Below are 14,335 nucleotides of genomic sequence, written 5' to 3'. Positions count from 1 at the left end.
GGGTGCCGGCCGCCTAGCGTCGTGACCATCGGAACCCGAGGAGGTGGACGAGATGGCAGGATCGTTGATCGTCGAGGTCGAGACCGGTATCTGGACCGGTTCGATCCACCCGCACAACGGCTACTACGCCGGTGACTTCAGCGACGCTCCCGCGCCCACCCGGACCGACTTGGACGCGATGACCACCGTCTGCCGCGACCTGACCCAGGCGCACCCGCACTCCTGACCAACAGGATTGACGGCGGTCAGCAGTCCCGGTGGAGGTCCTCGACGATCCAATGGCTCGGGGCGCTTGCCGCGCGTACTGCGATTCGCATGTCTCCTCCATGAGATCGGTAAGCGATATCCAGCGGCGTTGAGTACGCGAGGCGTCGGCTTTGGTTCAAGGAAGAGCTGACGGGCGGGTCGGGCCCCCACCACTCGACCCGCCCGCAGGCTTAGTGGGCTACTCGTTCGGAGTGGAGCGCGTTGAGGCGTTGGGCGGCGGTGCGTTCTTCGGGGGTTACGCAGATGTGGTCGCCGGGGACGGCTTCGCGCCAGACGTAGCCTTCGACGCAGGTGCCGTTGGCGGTGGCCAGGTGCGCTCGGATGTGGGCGGCGTTCTGTTGCTGGGTCAGGGCTCGCTCGTCGGGCGTCACGCAGACCGTGTCGTCAGGGGTCGCACGTCGGAAGAGGTAACCGCTCAGGCAGGTGCCGGTCTCGGAGCCGGTGGCGTTTCCGGTGATGGTGACGCGGCGTTCGACGTTGCCGGGATCCAGGCGTACGACGAGGACGGCTTCGTGGGCCCCTAGTCCCATCGGTTCGAAGCGCAGCCGGATCGAGCACGCCGTGCCTGGCTTCAGGGTGCCGTTGCAGACCTTGGTGAGGGTGAAGGCGGAAGCCTGGTCGCCGTCGAGGCTGACGGTGGCGATCTGGACGTTGGTGGTGCCGGTGTTGCGGATGCCGATCTGCTTGCAGGCCTTGGCCTCCCCGGCCGGGACGTCGGGGCATTGCCGGTTCGCCGGCAGCTCGACCAGCTCTGATGATGAGGGTTTGGGGGTCGGAGAGGGTGTCCTCGTCGGTTCCGACGTCGGCTGAGAGGTCGGTGCAGAGGTCGGCTGGGATGTCGGCTGGCGGATCGTCGTAGGCTTCCCGGCGGGCGCCGCCTGGACCTGCGGCGGTGTCGGGGTCGGGCTGCGTTTGGTGGTCACGAAGGTGCCGGAGCCAGTGGCAGTCAGGGATCCGTTGCCGGCGATCGCCTCTGGAATCGTGAACCCGCTGATGGTGATCAGGAGTGCGACCGCGCTCAGCGAAGCGATGCCGATCGTCCGGGCCAGCCCTGGTCCCTGCGTGCTGATGACGGCCACGACCAGCGGGCTCAGCGCGGCGCCCAGCACCGTCGCGGTCCGTCCCGCGCCCAGCGCCGGAACGATCGCCGAGCACACGACCGACGCGAGGACGGCGAAGAACAGCGACTTGCCGCTGAAGGCGTGCGTGTCCTTGATCTGCCGGCTGAGCGGCCGCCGGTTTCGCTGCGGTTCCATGGTTTTCCACATGGTGGTTCACCCCCGAAGACAGCCTTCGCCGACCGGAGGCGTGACCACCGTTTCAAATACGTGGTCAAGCCGATGTATTTGGCGACCGGTTCGCGACTCCGACTATCGAGTCCGGGGGGAGGGCTGACGCGGTGTGCGGGTCGCCTGGTGACACACCAGGGGGAGGCGCCCCCGCACCGCGTCGGAGAACCAAGGAAACAGAGGGATCGACGTGACCACCACAGCAGCACCGGGTCCGCGCCCGCGGCGCGGGCCGGCGATGAAGCCGTTCACCCGGCGGATGATCGGCACGATCAACTTCGCCGAGGCCGTCCTGACCCTGGTCGGGCTCGTCGCCGCGTACGGGATCGCCGAGCGGCTGGTGTCCGCGCAGGAGCTCGCCGGGCCGGACCTCGTCGCGACCCGGACGGTGCACTGGTGGGGACCCGACTTCACCACCACCCTGAACATGTCGCTGCTGATCGTCGGAGCAGCGGCCGGCGCCGTCGGCAGCGTCATCCACCAGAGCATGGTCTTCGCGCAGCGAGCCGGTCTGGAGACCCTCGAACGCGGGTTCGTGTGGTGGTACCTGCTCCGCCCGGTCTGGTCCGCACTGCTCGGAGCGGTCGTCGTCGTTGCCTTCAACACCGGTCTGATCAGCATCGGCGACGAGACGACCTCCACGGCCGGCGTGACGGTCCTGGTGATGGCGGGGTGCCTGGCCGGCCTGTTCACCGACCAGGCGATGCGCCGGCTCCGGCCGATGCTGGGCGCGACCCCGCCCGAGGAGACCCAGGTCCCCGACGACGAGACGACCCCGAGCGCCGACCGGCGCTGACTACTCCGGCAGCAGCACGGCACCGACACCATGTTGGGCCGCCGCCTGTGCCTCGGCGATGAGGGCGGCGGCCGCGTCCTGGCCGTTCTCACCGGTCCGCGACATCCGGGCCGCGATCAACCCCGAGACGACCGGCGTGCTGAACGACGTACCACTCCACTTCGCGATCCCGTAGAACTGCTCGACCCGTCCGGTGGCGTCGTGCGGTGGCTCGGTGTACGTGTAGGTCCCGACCGGGAACGCGTTCACCAGGTCCTGGCCGGGCGCGTAGACGTCGACCCAGCCGCCGAAGTTGCTGAAGTCCGCGCGGCCGCGCCAGTACGTGCCGAGCGCGCCGACGGACACCGTGTACGGCGCCGCCGCCGGCCAGAACGGCTTCCGGTCACTGTCGTTGCCCGCCGCAACCACCATGACGACGCCCTTGTGGTGGCTCAGCCGGCGTTCGTGGAACACCGGGAAGGTGAGCAGCCCGGTCGCGTCGTACGTGTAGGTCCCGGCCGACATGCTGATGATGTCGGGGTGGTGTTCCTCGAGCACGTCGTCCAGCGCCTGCACCAGATCGGATTCCAGCACCCCGTCCCCGAAGCCGAACACCCGCTTGACGTAGACCTCGGCAAGCGGCGCGATGGAGCGGATGATCCCGGCGATGAACGTCCCGTGCCCGGCGTAGGTGTCGATGGTCGTGCCGTTCGCACCGAGGTCGTCGTCACCTTCCACGCCTTGCAGCCACCGGCTCCGTTCCCGGGCCGACTCGTCGAGACCGGTGTCGACGACGACCACCTTCACGCCCTCGCCGGCGCAGCGGTCGGAGCTGAGGCTGGGGTACGGCGCACTGCCGGCCGGCATCGGTTCGGGTTCGGACGCCGGGCAGCCGCCGCCGTTGCCGGTGATGTGCACGAGGTGGTTCAGGTTGGCCGCACCGGCGCCGAGCCCGGTGATGGTGACGATCGGCCGGTCCTCGTCATCCGCTGACCCCTCGGTCTGCTCCGGACTGCCTTCCTGCTGGGGACGGTTGATCGGGACGGCGCCGCCGTCGCGGATCAGGTTCAGCACCTGGATCGTGTCCAGCTGCGGGTTGATGTCCGTGCGGAGGCGGATCAGCCGGACACCGGAGATGATCGGCTGCGGCCGCCGGTCGTCGTCGATCGGGAACAGGAACAGCCGTTCGAGGATGACCCGCACCTTGTCGAAGTACTCCTCGCGGACGAGCACGGCGCCCTTCTCGTACAGGAAGTCCGCACCTTCCTCGGTCCGGCGGCTCCTCCCCTCGTCCACCTTCCGCGGTTGCTCGGCGTCGCGGTCGAACTTGTCGCGCAGCCGGGCCCGCTGAACGCCCTGCCGTGTCTTGGTCAGGTCCTCCGTCGCTGCAGGCTCGTCCCCGGTGCCGGTCGCGTCGTTCGATGCCATTGGCCCTCCCAGTTCCCCATCGAGTTCCTTAGACTCCTTGAATGTCAGCCGACCGTGGACAGCAAGGTCACGAGTACCTGCTACCGCTCGCGCTGTCCCGGCCCGCCGAGGCCTTCACCTCCGCCACCGCGCTGCTCGACGGGTCGCCGGATGCCGTGACCGCGTCGATCGCTCACCAGGCCAAGGCGATCGTGTTGCGCGACTCCGGCCGCCAGGCCGAGGCAGTCGCCGAGCTCCGCCGTGCCCTGCGCCAGGCCGAGAAGTCGGCGGACCCGGGTCGCATCGCGGACGTCCAGGCCACCCTCGGGCTCACCCTCGGTCTCGGCGGCAAACCGAAGGAGGGCCTCGCCGCGCTGGACCAGGCGATCGCCAACAGCAGAGGGCTCGCCGCCGGCCGGGTGCTGACCCGCCGTGGCTACCTGCTCCGCGTCGTCGGCCGGTACGACGAAGCGCTCACCGACCTGCGCCAGGCCATCACGCTGCTGCGTCGTGGCGGCGACCAGGTCTGGGAGGCCCGCGCCCGCACTCACCGGTTCCTCGTGTACGCCGCCATGGGCCAGGCTGCCCACGCCGACCGCGACCTGGTGGTGGCCGAACGTCTGTCGGCGGCCACCGGGCAGGAGCTGGAGTCGGCGATGCTCGTGCACAACCGCGCGGACGTGGCGTTCCAAGCCGGCGATCTGCCCGCGGCGCTCGGCTTCCTCGACGAGGCGGCTGCCCGCTACGCCGCGCTGCAGACCGAGTGGACCAGTCTCGAGATCGACCGCTGCGCCGTACTGCTCGCTGCCGGTCTGGCGACCGAAGCGGTCACCGCGACCGAACATGTCCTGCAGGACCACCTGCATCGCCGCAGCAAAGGGGCCGAGACGGCGGAGCTGCTGTTCGCCGCGGCGCAGGCCGCGCTGGCCGCCGGCCGACTCGAACTTGCCGAGGAACGCGCACTGGCCGCTGCCGAACTCTTCCGGCGACAGGACCGGCAAGGCTGGCTCGCCCGCGCGACCTTCGTCATGATCCAAGCGCAGTACGACGCCGGAAAGCATGGTGCCCGCCTCACTGCCAAGGCCGGACGACTCGCCGACCAACTCGACGAGCTGAACGCTTCGGAAGCACCCGCGGCGCACCTGCTGGCCGGTCACCTCGCTGCCGCCGACGGCCACCCCGACGACGCCGACCGACACCTCGCCCGCGCGGCACGCTTCCGCCACCGCGGTCCCACCTTCGGTCATGCGGCCGGCTGGCTTGCGCAAGCGCTGCGCGCCGAGGGTCGCGGAGCCACGGCGGCGACTCTGATCGCCTGCCGGCACGGGCTCGAAGCGGCCGCCGACCATCAGCGATCCCTGGCCGCGCCGGAGTTGCGCGCACACGCCGCGGGCTACGGCATCGAACTCGCCGCCCTGGCGCAACGGCACGCCGTACGACGGGACGACGCGCGGATGCTGTTGCGCTGGAGCGAGCAGTGGCGGGCCAGTGCGCTCGCCTTGCCGCCGGTCCGGCCGCCGGACGATCCCGAGCTGGCGGCGGACCTCGCGGCGCTGCGCAACGTCGCGCGCCGACTGGACGCGGCGCTCGGCGCGGACGGCGACACCGATCGCCTCCGGCTCGAAAGCGGCCGGCTCGAGTCGTCCATCCGGGCGCGGACCAGGCGCCTGCGCGCTCGCGAGTCCGATGCGCAGCACCGCGACACCACGGCCGACGTCGGCGCCGTGGTCGACGGACTCGGTGACCATCGGCTGGTCGAGCTCGCCGCCGTCGACGGCCTGCTCTACGCGATCACAGTCGTCGGGCGGCGGGTGCGGATGTACCCGGTCGGACCGGTCGGGACCGCCGTCCGGGAGCTCGAGCTCGCTCTGTTCATGCTGCGTCGGCTCGCCCATGGCCGGGCGCCGGCTGGGGCTCTCGAACGACTGGATGCTGCTGGGCTGCGGTTGCAGCAGGTGCTGCTGGGGCCGGCCGCTGATGATCTCGACGACGGGCCCGTCCTCGTCGTACCGCCGGCGGCGTTGCACGCGGTGCCCTGGGCGATGTTGCCGGCGTTGCGATCGAGTCCGGTCGTCGTCGCGCCCTCGGCGTCGGTCTGGCTGCGGGCCGGTCAGCTGCCGGTCCCCCGGCAGCGCCGGGTCGCGCTCGTCGTCGGCCCCGGCCTCGACGGTGGGCGGAGCGAGATGAAGGAGATCGGGCGCGAGTACCCCGGTTCGGTCGTCCTCACCGACGGGCAGGCCACGGCCGACAACACCCTCACCGCACTCGACGGCGCCTGGACCGCACACATCGCGGCCCACGGACTCTTCCGGCGCGACAACCCGCTGTTCTCCGCGATCGCGTTGGACGACGGGCCGCTGACGCTCTACGACCTCGGCAGGCTCCGGCGCGCGCCGCTGCGACTCGTGCTGTCCAGCTGCGAGTCCGGCGTCGCGGCTCCGATCGGCGCGGACGAGCTGCTCGGCGCAGTGTCCGCGTTGGTCCCGCTCGGGACCGCCAGCCTGCTGGCCAGTGTCGTCCCGGTCAACGACAAGACGACCGCTGCGCTGATGGTCGACTTCCACCAGCAGCTGCGTGATCGGGCCTCGTTCGGCGTCGCGCTGAACGAAGCCCGCAGCAAGGTCGGCGACGACCCGGTCGCGGTCGCGACGGCCTTGTCGTTCGTCGCGCTCGGCCGGTGAGAGGGCCGTCACAGGTTGACCCAGGAGGTGGTGACCGGACTCCCGCGGACAGATCGGCACCTGATCCGCACCGGACCACCTCGCCTCCGATCGAGCAGGAAGCGCCCGAGCTCGTCCAACTCCAGCGCCTCGCGGCGACCGTCGCCGTACTCGAGCTCACAGCCGTCCGGCGATGCGCCGATGAGTTGCCCGATGACCGTCAGCCCGTCGTCGCCAGGCACGATCTCCAGCTCGGCCCGGACCCCACCACCCTCGAATGACAGCAGCCGGTCCGCGGTCGCGTCCGGTGTCGCTCGTCGTACGACGTCGTACTGCAGGTCCGGCGTGGTTCCGGAGGAGTCGGCGATCAACTCGGCGAGCTCACCGTCGAGGTCGTGCATCCTGATCGCCTCGCGCGCTGCGGCGCTGATCACCTCGGGCACCGGATCCGCCTCGTTGGCGACCTGTCGCAACCACGCCAGCAGCGCCTCGTCTCGGTCGGCGCTCATCGGAGGTCACCGCCCGCCTCGGTCATGCTGGGGTCGAACGGGTAGGAGCCGGTCGCCATGATTTCGCGGAGCGACGTCAGGCACCGCTGCCGGGTCGGGCCGACACTTCCGAGCGGCATGTCCAGCGCGGCCGCGACTTCGGTGTAGCTGGGTGGCGGGTCAGCCAGCAGGACCCGCAGAAGCGTTTGGCAGCGCGGCTTCAGGGACCGGAAGGCTCGCCACAGGGCGGAGTCCTGCTCGCGTTGCAGCAACCCGTCGTCCAGCGGGTCTGCGTCATCCGCGAAGTCTTCCCACGTCTCGGAGACGACCACCTTGGATCGGCGCCGCAACGCCGCAAGGCACTCGCGCCGCATCGTGGTGGCGAGCCAGCTTCCGATGCTCTCCGGCTGCCGAACGGTGTCGATCCGCTCGACCAGGCGCAGCCACGTGGTCTGGATGGCGTCGGCCGCATCCTCCTGGTTCAGTCGCATTCCGCGCGCGATGTACCACAGCAGATTCGTGTAGCGATCCGTCAGCGCTGCCCAGGCGGCAGGGTCGTCGGACCGCACTCCTGCGACCAGCGCAGGATTGTCGAGCTGCCGTTTCTGGTCCATCGCAGTGGCCCCCGGACGGTCGGCTGCCATTCGCCCCCTCCGGCATTCTTGCCGAGAACAACAGGACCGTCCATGGGCTGCACTTCGCCCGCACCGCTGCCGGCGGCGGGCGGTGACGGCGGTGACGCACGTCGGTCTGGCCATCTCGAACCTCCTTGCGATCGCCGTAATGCCGACAAGAGGCCGAGCCGCTCTTTCTGATACCAGTTCCGCCGAAAACATGCGTTTGAGCGATCTCGATTCCGGTGGTATTTCAGGCCCGCTCCGGCCCTCCGCACTGTGAAAAGGGGAGGAGCAAATGAGCACACAGAACCCCAGACCGCCGGCGAAAGAGAACTGGTGGACCCGCATCGGCACGATGGGCCAGGCACTGACCGCCGTCATCGGCCTGATCGCCGCCTTGGTGCCGATCCTGGTGAAGACCGGGCTCCCCGGCCGGGCCGAGGACGACGCGACGCCGCCGCGGACCCAGATCGTCACCACCGCCCCACAGCAGACCCTGCAGCCGGTGGCGCCGACGCAGAAGCGGCAGATCAGCCTGACCGTCTCCGACCAGCTCACCGAAGGCGCCGAAGAAGAGGTGATCCTGATCAGCCTGGAGGGCAAGCAGGTGGCCCGCCTGCACGCGACCCGCGAGCGGCCGATCGTGACCAAGCGGATCACCGCGACGAAGGCCGGCAACTACAGCTACGTCCTCGACGCCTCGATCAGGTGGTACGACGCAACCGGCGCCGAGCACCTGACCAACGCCACCGGCCGCGGCAGCGTCGCCATCCACGACGGCATGCGCCTGGACGTCTACCTCCACGAAGAGCCGAAAGGCTTCAGCCTCTCACTCCAGTCAGCCGCCGAGTAACCACCTCCCGCTCGAGCAGCGGCGGGTTCGGGGCGAGGGTGCCCGATGGGGTGATGTGGGCGAGGATCTGGTCGACCAGGGTGAGGATGTGGGGGTCGTCGACGGTGTAGATCTGGCGGCGGCCTTCGCGGCGGGCGGTGATGAGGCCGGCCAGGCGGAGTTTGGCCAGGTGCTGGCTTGCGGTGGTGATACTGACGCCGGCCCGGTCGGCCAGGGTGCCGACGTCGTACTCGCCGTCGATCGCGAGCCAGAGCAGGTGCAGCCGGACCGGCGCGACCAGGAGCGCGAGCGTGCGGGCCGCGGCGTCGAGTTGGAGTCGGGTCGGCTCGGTCATCACTGGATCCAGTGCGCCAGGCGGGTCGTCGAGAAGGTGACCAGGAAGGCCAGCGACAACGGCAGCAGGGTGGCCGTCGCGGTCCACTTCCGGCTCCGGGTCTCCTTCCAGATCGTCAGGATCGTCGTACTGCACGGGTTGTGCAGCAGGGTGAACAGCATCAGGTTGACCGCGGTCAGCACCGTCCAGCCACCGGCGACCAGGACCGCGCCGGCCTCGGCGTCGCCGAGTTCGAGCATCACGCCGTTCGCAGCGCCGTACTCGAGTGGGCCCAGTGTCATTGTCAGCATCAGGATGGTCGGGATGATGATCTCGTTGGCCGGGATCGCGACGACGTACGCGAGCAGGATGATGCCGTTGAGGCCGATTGCGAGACCGAGCGGGTCGAGGCCGTGGGCGAGGTGGCCGGCGATGGTCGCGTCGCCGATGGACACGTTGCCGATCAGCCAGATCACCGCGCCGGCCGGCGCCGCCATCACGATCGCGCGCCACAGCACCTTGAGCGTGCGGTCGATGACGCTGGTGTAGATCGTGCGCAGGACCTGCGGCGGCCGGTACGGCGGAAGCTCCAGCGAGTACACCGACGTCGTACCGCGCAGCACCGTCTTCGACAGTCCCCACGAGACCACGAGCGTCGTGACGATCCCGAGTACGGCGACCAGCACCACACTCCCGGCCGCCACCAGCCCGGCCGCGGCCGGAGACACCAGAGTCCCGATGAACACCGTGCCCATCAGGATCAGCGTCGGCCAGCGCCCGTTGCAGATGCTGAAGTTGTTGGTGACGATCGCGATCATGCGTTCCCGCGGACTGTCGATGATCCGGGTCGCGGTCACCCCGGCTGCGTTGCAGCCGTACCCCATCATCATCGACAGCGACTGCTTGCCGTGCGCACCGGCCGCCGCGAACAGGCGGTCCAGGTTGAAAGCCACCCGCGGCAGATACCCGAAGTCCTCCAGCAGTGTGAACAACGGGAAGAAGATCGCCATCGGCGGCAGCATCACCGCGATCACCCACGCCGTGCCCAGGTAGATGCCGTCCGCAACGAGTCCGGTGACCCACCACGGTGCACCGTCGAGCAACTCCCGCACGACCGCGTGCCCGTCCTGCACCAGCACCCGATACAGGAAGTCGGACGGTACGGCGGCCCCGGTGATCGTGAACCAGAAGACGCCGAAGAACAGCAGTCCCATCACCGCGAAGCCCCAGACCCGATGCGTCAGCGCCCGGTCCAACAGCCGGTCGAACGTCAGCCGCGACTGCCCGTCCACGGTCCGCCGAGCGATCCGGGCCGCCTCGGCGAACAACGCCACCACCGCCTCGTCCTCCCCCTCACCATCCGGGCGAGGCCGGCGCCGCGGAGCCACAGCCCCGCGTGCCACCAAGTCGATCGACTCCTTCAGGTCCGCGATCCCCCGCCCCCGCCGAGCCGCCATCGCCACCACCGGTACGCCGAGCTCGCGCGCAAGGTGCCTGGTGTCGACCGAGATCCCGTGTCGCTCGGCCTCGTCGACCAGGTTGACCGCGACCACGACCCGGCTGGTCATCTGCAGGATCTGCAGCACCAACGCGAGGTTGCGCTCCAGCCGGGTCGCATCCACCACCACGACGGTCACATCCGGCGCCCCGTGCTCGAGGTACTCCCGCGCGACCTCCTCCTCACCGCCGGTCGATCGCAGCGAGTACACCCCGGGCAAGTCGACCACCTTGTACCTGTGGTCGTCGTATCCGTAGAGACCTTCTGCTCGCGTGACCGTCGTACCCGGCCAGTTCCCTGCCCGCTGCCGCAGCCCGGTCAGCGCGTTGAACACCGTGCTCTTCCCGGTGTTCGGGTTGCCGGCGACCGCGACGACGAAGTCGTGGCCACCGGCAACCACCTGCAACCGCTGCGGATTCAGCCCACAACTCCCACAGTCGTGACTCATGTTTTCACCAGTTCGACATGAATCGCGCGGGCCTGGGAGCGGCGGAGGACTATCAGGCTTTCGCAGACCAGGTAGGCCGTGGGGTCGCCGAGCGGGCTGGTCAGGTCGGGGCGGACCTTTCTGCCGGGGAGTACGCCGAGGTCCATCAGCCGGTGGCGTTCGGCGCCGCGGGTGTCCAGTGCGGTGATCACCGCACTGGAGCCGCGTGGGAGCTGGTCGAGGGTCATGGCTCAGTAGATGTTGGAGGGCCGGACCATGCCTTCGGCCAGGTCGCCGAAGCCGGGGGCGAGGATCTCGCCGGGGTGGCCCATGACCTCCTCCACCACAGCGGTCTCGGTGGTGATCAGCAGCGCCGCGATCGACGCCGCGCTCTCCAGGGCCGCGCGGGTGACCTTGAGCGGGTCCATCACGCCCTCGTCGAACATGTCGCCGTAGTGGCCGGTCAGCGCGTTGAACCCGTGGCCCAACGGGAGATCGGCGACTCGCGCGACCACCTCGTCGCCGTCGTACCCGGCGTTGATCGCGATCCAGCGCAGCGGCTCGGGCAGCGCCCGGCGAACCACCTCGCGACCGACCGCGTCGTCGTCGAGCAACTCGACCCGCGACACCGCGTCCTGCGCCTGGACGAGCGCCGTACCGCCGCCGGCCACCACGCCCTCCTCGAGCGCGGCCTGGGTTGCGGCGAGCGAGTCCTCGACCCGGAGCATCCGCTCCTTGAGCTCGACACTCGTCGCGCCGCCGACCCGGATGACGGCCACCCGGCCGGACAGCCGGGCCAGCCGGAGCTGGAGGTTGTCCTGGTCCGCCTCGATCCGGGCGCGCTCGAACTGGGTCTCGAGCTGGCGCAGCCGGGCCTCGACCGCTCGCTCGTCGCCATGACCGCCGACGATCGTCGTACTGTTCTCGGTGATCGTGATCCGGTCGCAGGACCCGAGGTGCTCGAGCGCGACCTCGTTCAGCTCGAGGCCGGTGTCGTTGGCGATCACATGTCCGCCGAGCGCCACCGCGAGGTCCTCCAGCTCCGCGACCCGGCGATGACCGAAGCCAGGAGCGCGTACGACGACCGACTGCATCGTGTTGTGCATGTTGCCGCCGACGAGCAGCTGCAGCGCGGGCCCGGTGACGTCCTCGGCGAGCACCACCAGCGGCCGGTCGGCGCGCTTGGCCACCTCGACGGCCGGCATGATCTCCTGCACCTGCGTGATCTTCTTGTTGGTGAGCACGATGACCGGGTTCTCGTACACGGTCTCCATCCGCTCCTTGTCGGTGACCATGTACATCGAGATGTAGCCGTGGTCGAACTCGATCCCGTCGACCACCTCGACCGACAGCCCGATCGAGTCCGACTCCTCGGTGGTGACGACACCGTTGCGGCCGACCCGCTCGACCGCCTCCGCGATCACCTCGCCGATCGACTCGTCGTCACTGGCCGCCAGCGTCGCGATGTGCCGCAGGTCCTGCTTGCCGCCGACCTCGGCGGCCCACGACCGCAGCGTCTCGACCACGACCGGGACGGTCTGCTCGATGCCGCGCCGTACCCGCATCGGGTTGGCGCCGGCGTCGACCGCGCGCAGGCCTTCGCGGACCATCGCCTGGGCGAGCACAGTGGCTGTCGTGGTCCCGTCGCCGACCACGCCGTTGGTCTTCATCGCGACTTCCTTGACCAGCTGCGCGCCCATGTTGGCGAACGGCTCGCGCAGCTGGATCTCCCGGGCGATCGTGACGCCGTCGTTGGTGATGGTCGGCGGCCCGGTGAGCTTCTCCAGTACGGCGTTGCGCCCCTTCGGACCCAGTGTCACCTTGATCGCGTCGGCCAGGGAGTTCACCCCGGACTCGAGCAACCGTCGTGCTTCCTCGTTGAACCTCAGTTCCTTGGCCATGGTCGAGCCGCCTTTCACGTCACGGATGTGACAGTCGGGTCACGGGATGAGAATCGCCCGGCCGCGGACTCTGCCCGCGTCGAGGTCGTCGATCGCCTGCTGGAAGTCGGCGAGCGGGTACTTGGTGGTGTGCAGGGTGACCTTGCCCTGCGCGGCGAGCACCATCAGCTCCTGCAGGTCGGTGTAGGAGCCGACCAGGTTGCCGATGAAGTTGATCTCGGTGGAGATGATGTCGATCGTCGGGACGTCGAGGTTCTCGCCGTACCCGACGACGTAGTAGTTGCCGGCCCGGCGCAGCATCGCCACGCCCTCGGCGGTCGCGCCGCCCTCGCCGACGAAGTCGATCACCGCCTCGGCGCCGTGCCCACCGGTCAGGTCCAGGACGTCCCGGACCTGGGTGCCGTTGGCAACGATGCCGTGGTCGGCGCCGATCTCGACGGCGAGCTCGACGGCGGCCGGGTTGCGGTCGACCACGACGATGGTCGCGGCCGAGATCGCCTTCAGCACCTGGATGCCGATGTGGCCGAGACCGCCGGCGCCGATCATCACGCAGACGTCCCCGGGCCGGGTGGCGCGGGCCACCTTGGCCGCCGCGTGGTACGCCGTCAGCCCGGCGTCCGCGAGGGCCGCGACGTCGGCGGGTTCCAGGTTGTCGTCGATTCGGACCACACTGCGGGCGGTGGTCCGGAGGTATTCGGCGTACCCACCGTCGGTGTCGATCCCCGGGAACCCGCTGTTCTCGCAGTGCACGTCGTCGCCGAACCGGCAGGCCCGGCACAGACCGCAGGTGATCAACGGGTGCAGGATCACCTTGTCGCCCACGGCAACGTTCGTCACCGCGGACCCGACCGCGTGCACCCAGCCCGCGTTCTCGTGGCCGATCGTGTACGGGAGTGTGACGCCGCTCTTCTCCGCCCACTGTCCTTCGAGGATGTGCAGATCCGTCCTGCACACCCCCGCGCCGCCGATCTTCACGATCACGTCGAGCGGCCCCTCGATCTTCGGCTCCGGTACGTCGGTCAGCTGCAGCTTCGTGTGGTAGCCGACGACTTGGACCGCTCTCATGCCGTGCTCCTCAGGTTCGTGATGCGGGTGGACGTGCCGGTGTCGGCATACCGGGTGGCGAGCAGTCCGCGGCAGAAGTGCGAGTTCCCCTCGATGGAGATCCGCACAGCCTTGGCGAACCGCAGCCGCAGCGGTACGGCGGCTGGTTCGAGCGCACCGCCGTACTCGTCGACCACCACCGGATCGCCGGGCTCGACGCCGAGCCCGATGGCGACTCGGCGACGTACCAGTGCCTCCTTGGACGGTCCGTCCGGCAGGTCGGCGAGCGTGATGCGGTGCAGCTCGTCGACCTGCAGGTCGGTGTCCCGGAGCAGTGCGGCGGCGCTGCGCTCCATCGCCGCGGTGTGCGCCTTGCGGCGAAAGATCGCGCGCAGTTCGTCCAGGCTGGTCTCGGCCTCGACGCCGAAGGTGCCGACGTACCCGGCGTCGGCGGCCAGGCCGGCGTTGATCTTGTCCGAGTCATGGTGGTCGTCGAGCTGCACCACGACCCGGCCGAGACCGTCGATCCGGTGTAACGCGTCCTGCGCGTCCGACGCCATCAGGTAGGCGAAGTTCGGCGAGCAGAACGACGTCGGCAGCCGCAACCGCACGGTCACCCCGGCGTCGTCGATACCCAACGACCGGACGAACCCGAGGTCGGTGATCGGCTCGTCCAGCTCCGGATCCAGCACCGTCGACAACGCTGCCAGCACCTCGTGCACCAGCGACGTCGCGACCCCGGTCATGGGGCCTCCCTGCCTGGACTGAGGAGCGGAGGGAGCGAAGCGACCGGAGG

The 14,335-nt window shown here is 69.6% G+C and carries 14 protein-coding genes; 4 read left to right on the top strand and 10 right to left on the bottom strand.

Features of this window, described 5'->3' with window-relative positions:
* Window positions 1-52 precede the first annotated feature (52 nt).
* Window positions 53-226 (top strand): hypothetical protein, encoded by a 174-nt coding sequence (locus tag ACIBGM_RS41455; RefSeq protein ID WP_396388668.1) that lies wholly within the window; start codon window positions 53-55, stop codon window positions 224-226.
* A gap of 211 nt (window positions 227-437) precedes the next feature.
* Here the strand turns inward: ACIBGM_RS41455 and ACIBGM_RS41450 are convergent, their stop codons facing one another.
* Window positions 438-1,523: a hypothetical protein gene (locus ACIBGM_RS41450; RefSeq protein WP_396388667.1), complete on the bottom strand. Its 1,086-nt coding sequence runs from the start codon at window positions 1,521-1,523 to the stop codon at window positions 438-440.
* Window positions 1,524-1,746: 223 nt separating this feature from the next.
* Here ACIBGM_RS41450 and ACIBGM_RS41445 point away from each other — a divergent pair, with 223 nt between their 5' ends.
* Window positions 1,747-2,352, top strand: a complete 606-nt coding sequence (locus ACIBGM_RS41445; protein ID WP_360530894.1) for a hypothetical protein — start codon at window positions 1,747-1,749, stop codon at window positions 2,350-2,352.
* Here ACIBGM_RS41445 and ACIBGM_RS41440 read toward each other — a convergent pair whose 3' ends face one another.
* Complete coding sequence (locus ACIBGM_RS41440; RefSeq protein ID WP_396388666.1) at window positions 2,353-3,759, bottom strand: S8 family peptidase; 1,407 nt, start codon at window positions 3,757-3,759, stop codon at window positions 2,353-2,355.
* Window positions 3,760-3,800: 41 nt separating this feature from the next.
* Between ACIBGM_RS41440 and ACIBGM_RS41435 the strand changes: the two genes are divergently transcribed.
* On the top strand, window positions 3,801-6,419 hold the full coding sequence (locus ACIBGM_RS41435; protein ID WP_360530888.1) for a CHAT domain-containing tetratricopeptide repeat protein: 2,619 nt from the start codon (window positions 3,801-3,803) through the stop codon (window positions 6,417-6,419).
* A gap of 8 nt (window positions 6,420-6,427) precedes the next feature.
* Here ACIBGM_RS41435 and ACIBGM_RS41430 read toward each other — a convergent pair whose 3' ends face one another.
* Window positions 6,428-6,907, bottom strand: a complete 480-nt coding sequence (locus ACIBGM_RS41430; RefSeq protein WP_360530885.1) for a hypothetical protein — start codon at window positions 6,905-6,907, stop codon at window positions 6,428-6,430.
* On the bottom strand, window positions 6,904-7,500 hold the full coding sequence (locus ACIBGM_RS41425) for a sigma-70 family RNA polymerase sigma factor (protein ID WP_360530882.1): 597 nt from the start codon (window positions 7,498-7,500) through the stop codon (window positions 6,904-6,906). The genes ACIBGM_RS41430 and ACIBGM_RS41425 overlap by 4 nt, the downstream gene beginning before the upstream one ends.
* A gap of 298 nt (window positions 7,501-7,798) precedes the next feature.
* On the opposite strand from ACIBGM_RS41425, the gene ACIBGM_RS41420 reads away from it, so the two are divergent.
* Window positions 7,799-8,356 carry a hypothetical protein gene (locus ACIBGM_RS41420; protein ID WP_360530879.1) on the top strand — a complete coding sequence of 186 codons (558 nt, stop codon included), beginning with the start codon at window positions 7,799-7,801 and terminating at the stop codon, window positions 8,354-8,356.
* Here the strand turns inward: ACIBGM_RS41420 and ACIBGM_RS41415 are convergent.
* From ACIBGM_RS41415 to ACIBGM_RS41390, 6 genes are read right to left on the bottom strand one after another with little or no spacing between them, the layout of a single operon-like run.
* Window positions 8,325-8,690, bottom strand: coding sequence for a metalloregulator ArsR/SmtB family transcription factor (locus ACIBGM_RS41415; RefSeq protein WP_360530876.1), 366 nt, complete (start codon window positions 8,688-8,690; stop codon window positions 8,325-8,327). The genes ACIBGM_RS41420 and ACIBGM_RS41415 overlap by 32 nt on opposite strands.
* Window positions 8,690-10,615, bottom strand: coding sequence for a ferrous iron transporter B (locus tag ACIBGM_RS41410; protein WP_360530873.1), 1,926 nt, complete (start codon window positions 10,613-10,615; stop codon window positions 8,690-8,692). The genes ACIBGM_RS41415 and ACIBGM_RS41410 overlap by 1 nt, the downstream gene beginning before the upstream one ends.
* Entirely contained in the window at window positions 10,612-10,842 is a 231-nt protein-coding gene (locus ACIBGM_RS41405) for a FeoA family protein (protein WP_360530870.1), read from the bottom strand. The genes ACIBGM_RS41410 and ACIBGM_RS41405 overlap by 4 nt, the downstream gene beginning before the upstream one ends.
* A gap of 3 nt (window positions 10,843-10,845) precedes the next feature.
* Window positions 10,846-12,495 carry a chaperonin GroEL gene (gene groL, locus ACIBGM_RS41400; protein WP_396388665.1) on the bottom strand — a complete coding sequence of 550 codons (1,650 nt, stop codon included), beginning with the start codon at window positions 12,493-12,495 and terminating at the stop codon, window positions 10,846-10,848.
* 39 nt (window positions 12,496-12,534) lie between these two features.
* The gene (locus tag ACIBGM_RS41395; protein WP_396388664.1) at window positions 12,535-13,560 is read right to left on the bottom strand and encodes an NAD(P)-dependent alcohol dehydrogenase; all 1,026 of its coding nucleotides are present in this window, start codon (window positions 13,558-13,560) and stop codon (window positions 12,535-12,537) included.
* A complete protein-coding gene (locus ACIBGM_RS41390; protein WP_396388663.1) occupies window positions 13,557-14,285 on the bottom strand; it encodes an iron-sulfur cluster assembly protein in 729 nt (242 codons plus the stop codon). Before ACIBGM_RS41390 ends, ACIBGM_RS41395 begins: the two co-directional genes overlap by 4 nt.
* Window positions 14,286-14,335: the final 50 nt, after the last annotated feature.

This window comes from Kribbella sp. NPDC050470, assembly GCF_044458365.1.
GTDB lineage: Bacteria > Actinomycetota > Actinomycetes > Propionibacteriales > Kribbellaceae > Kribbella.
This window is presented reverse-complemented; position numbering and strand designations above follow the sequence as displayed.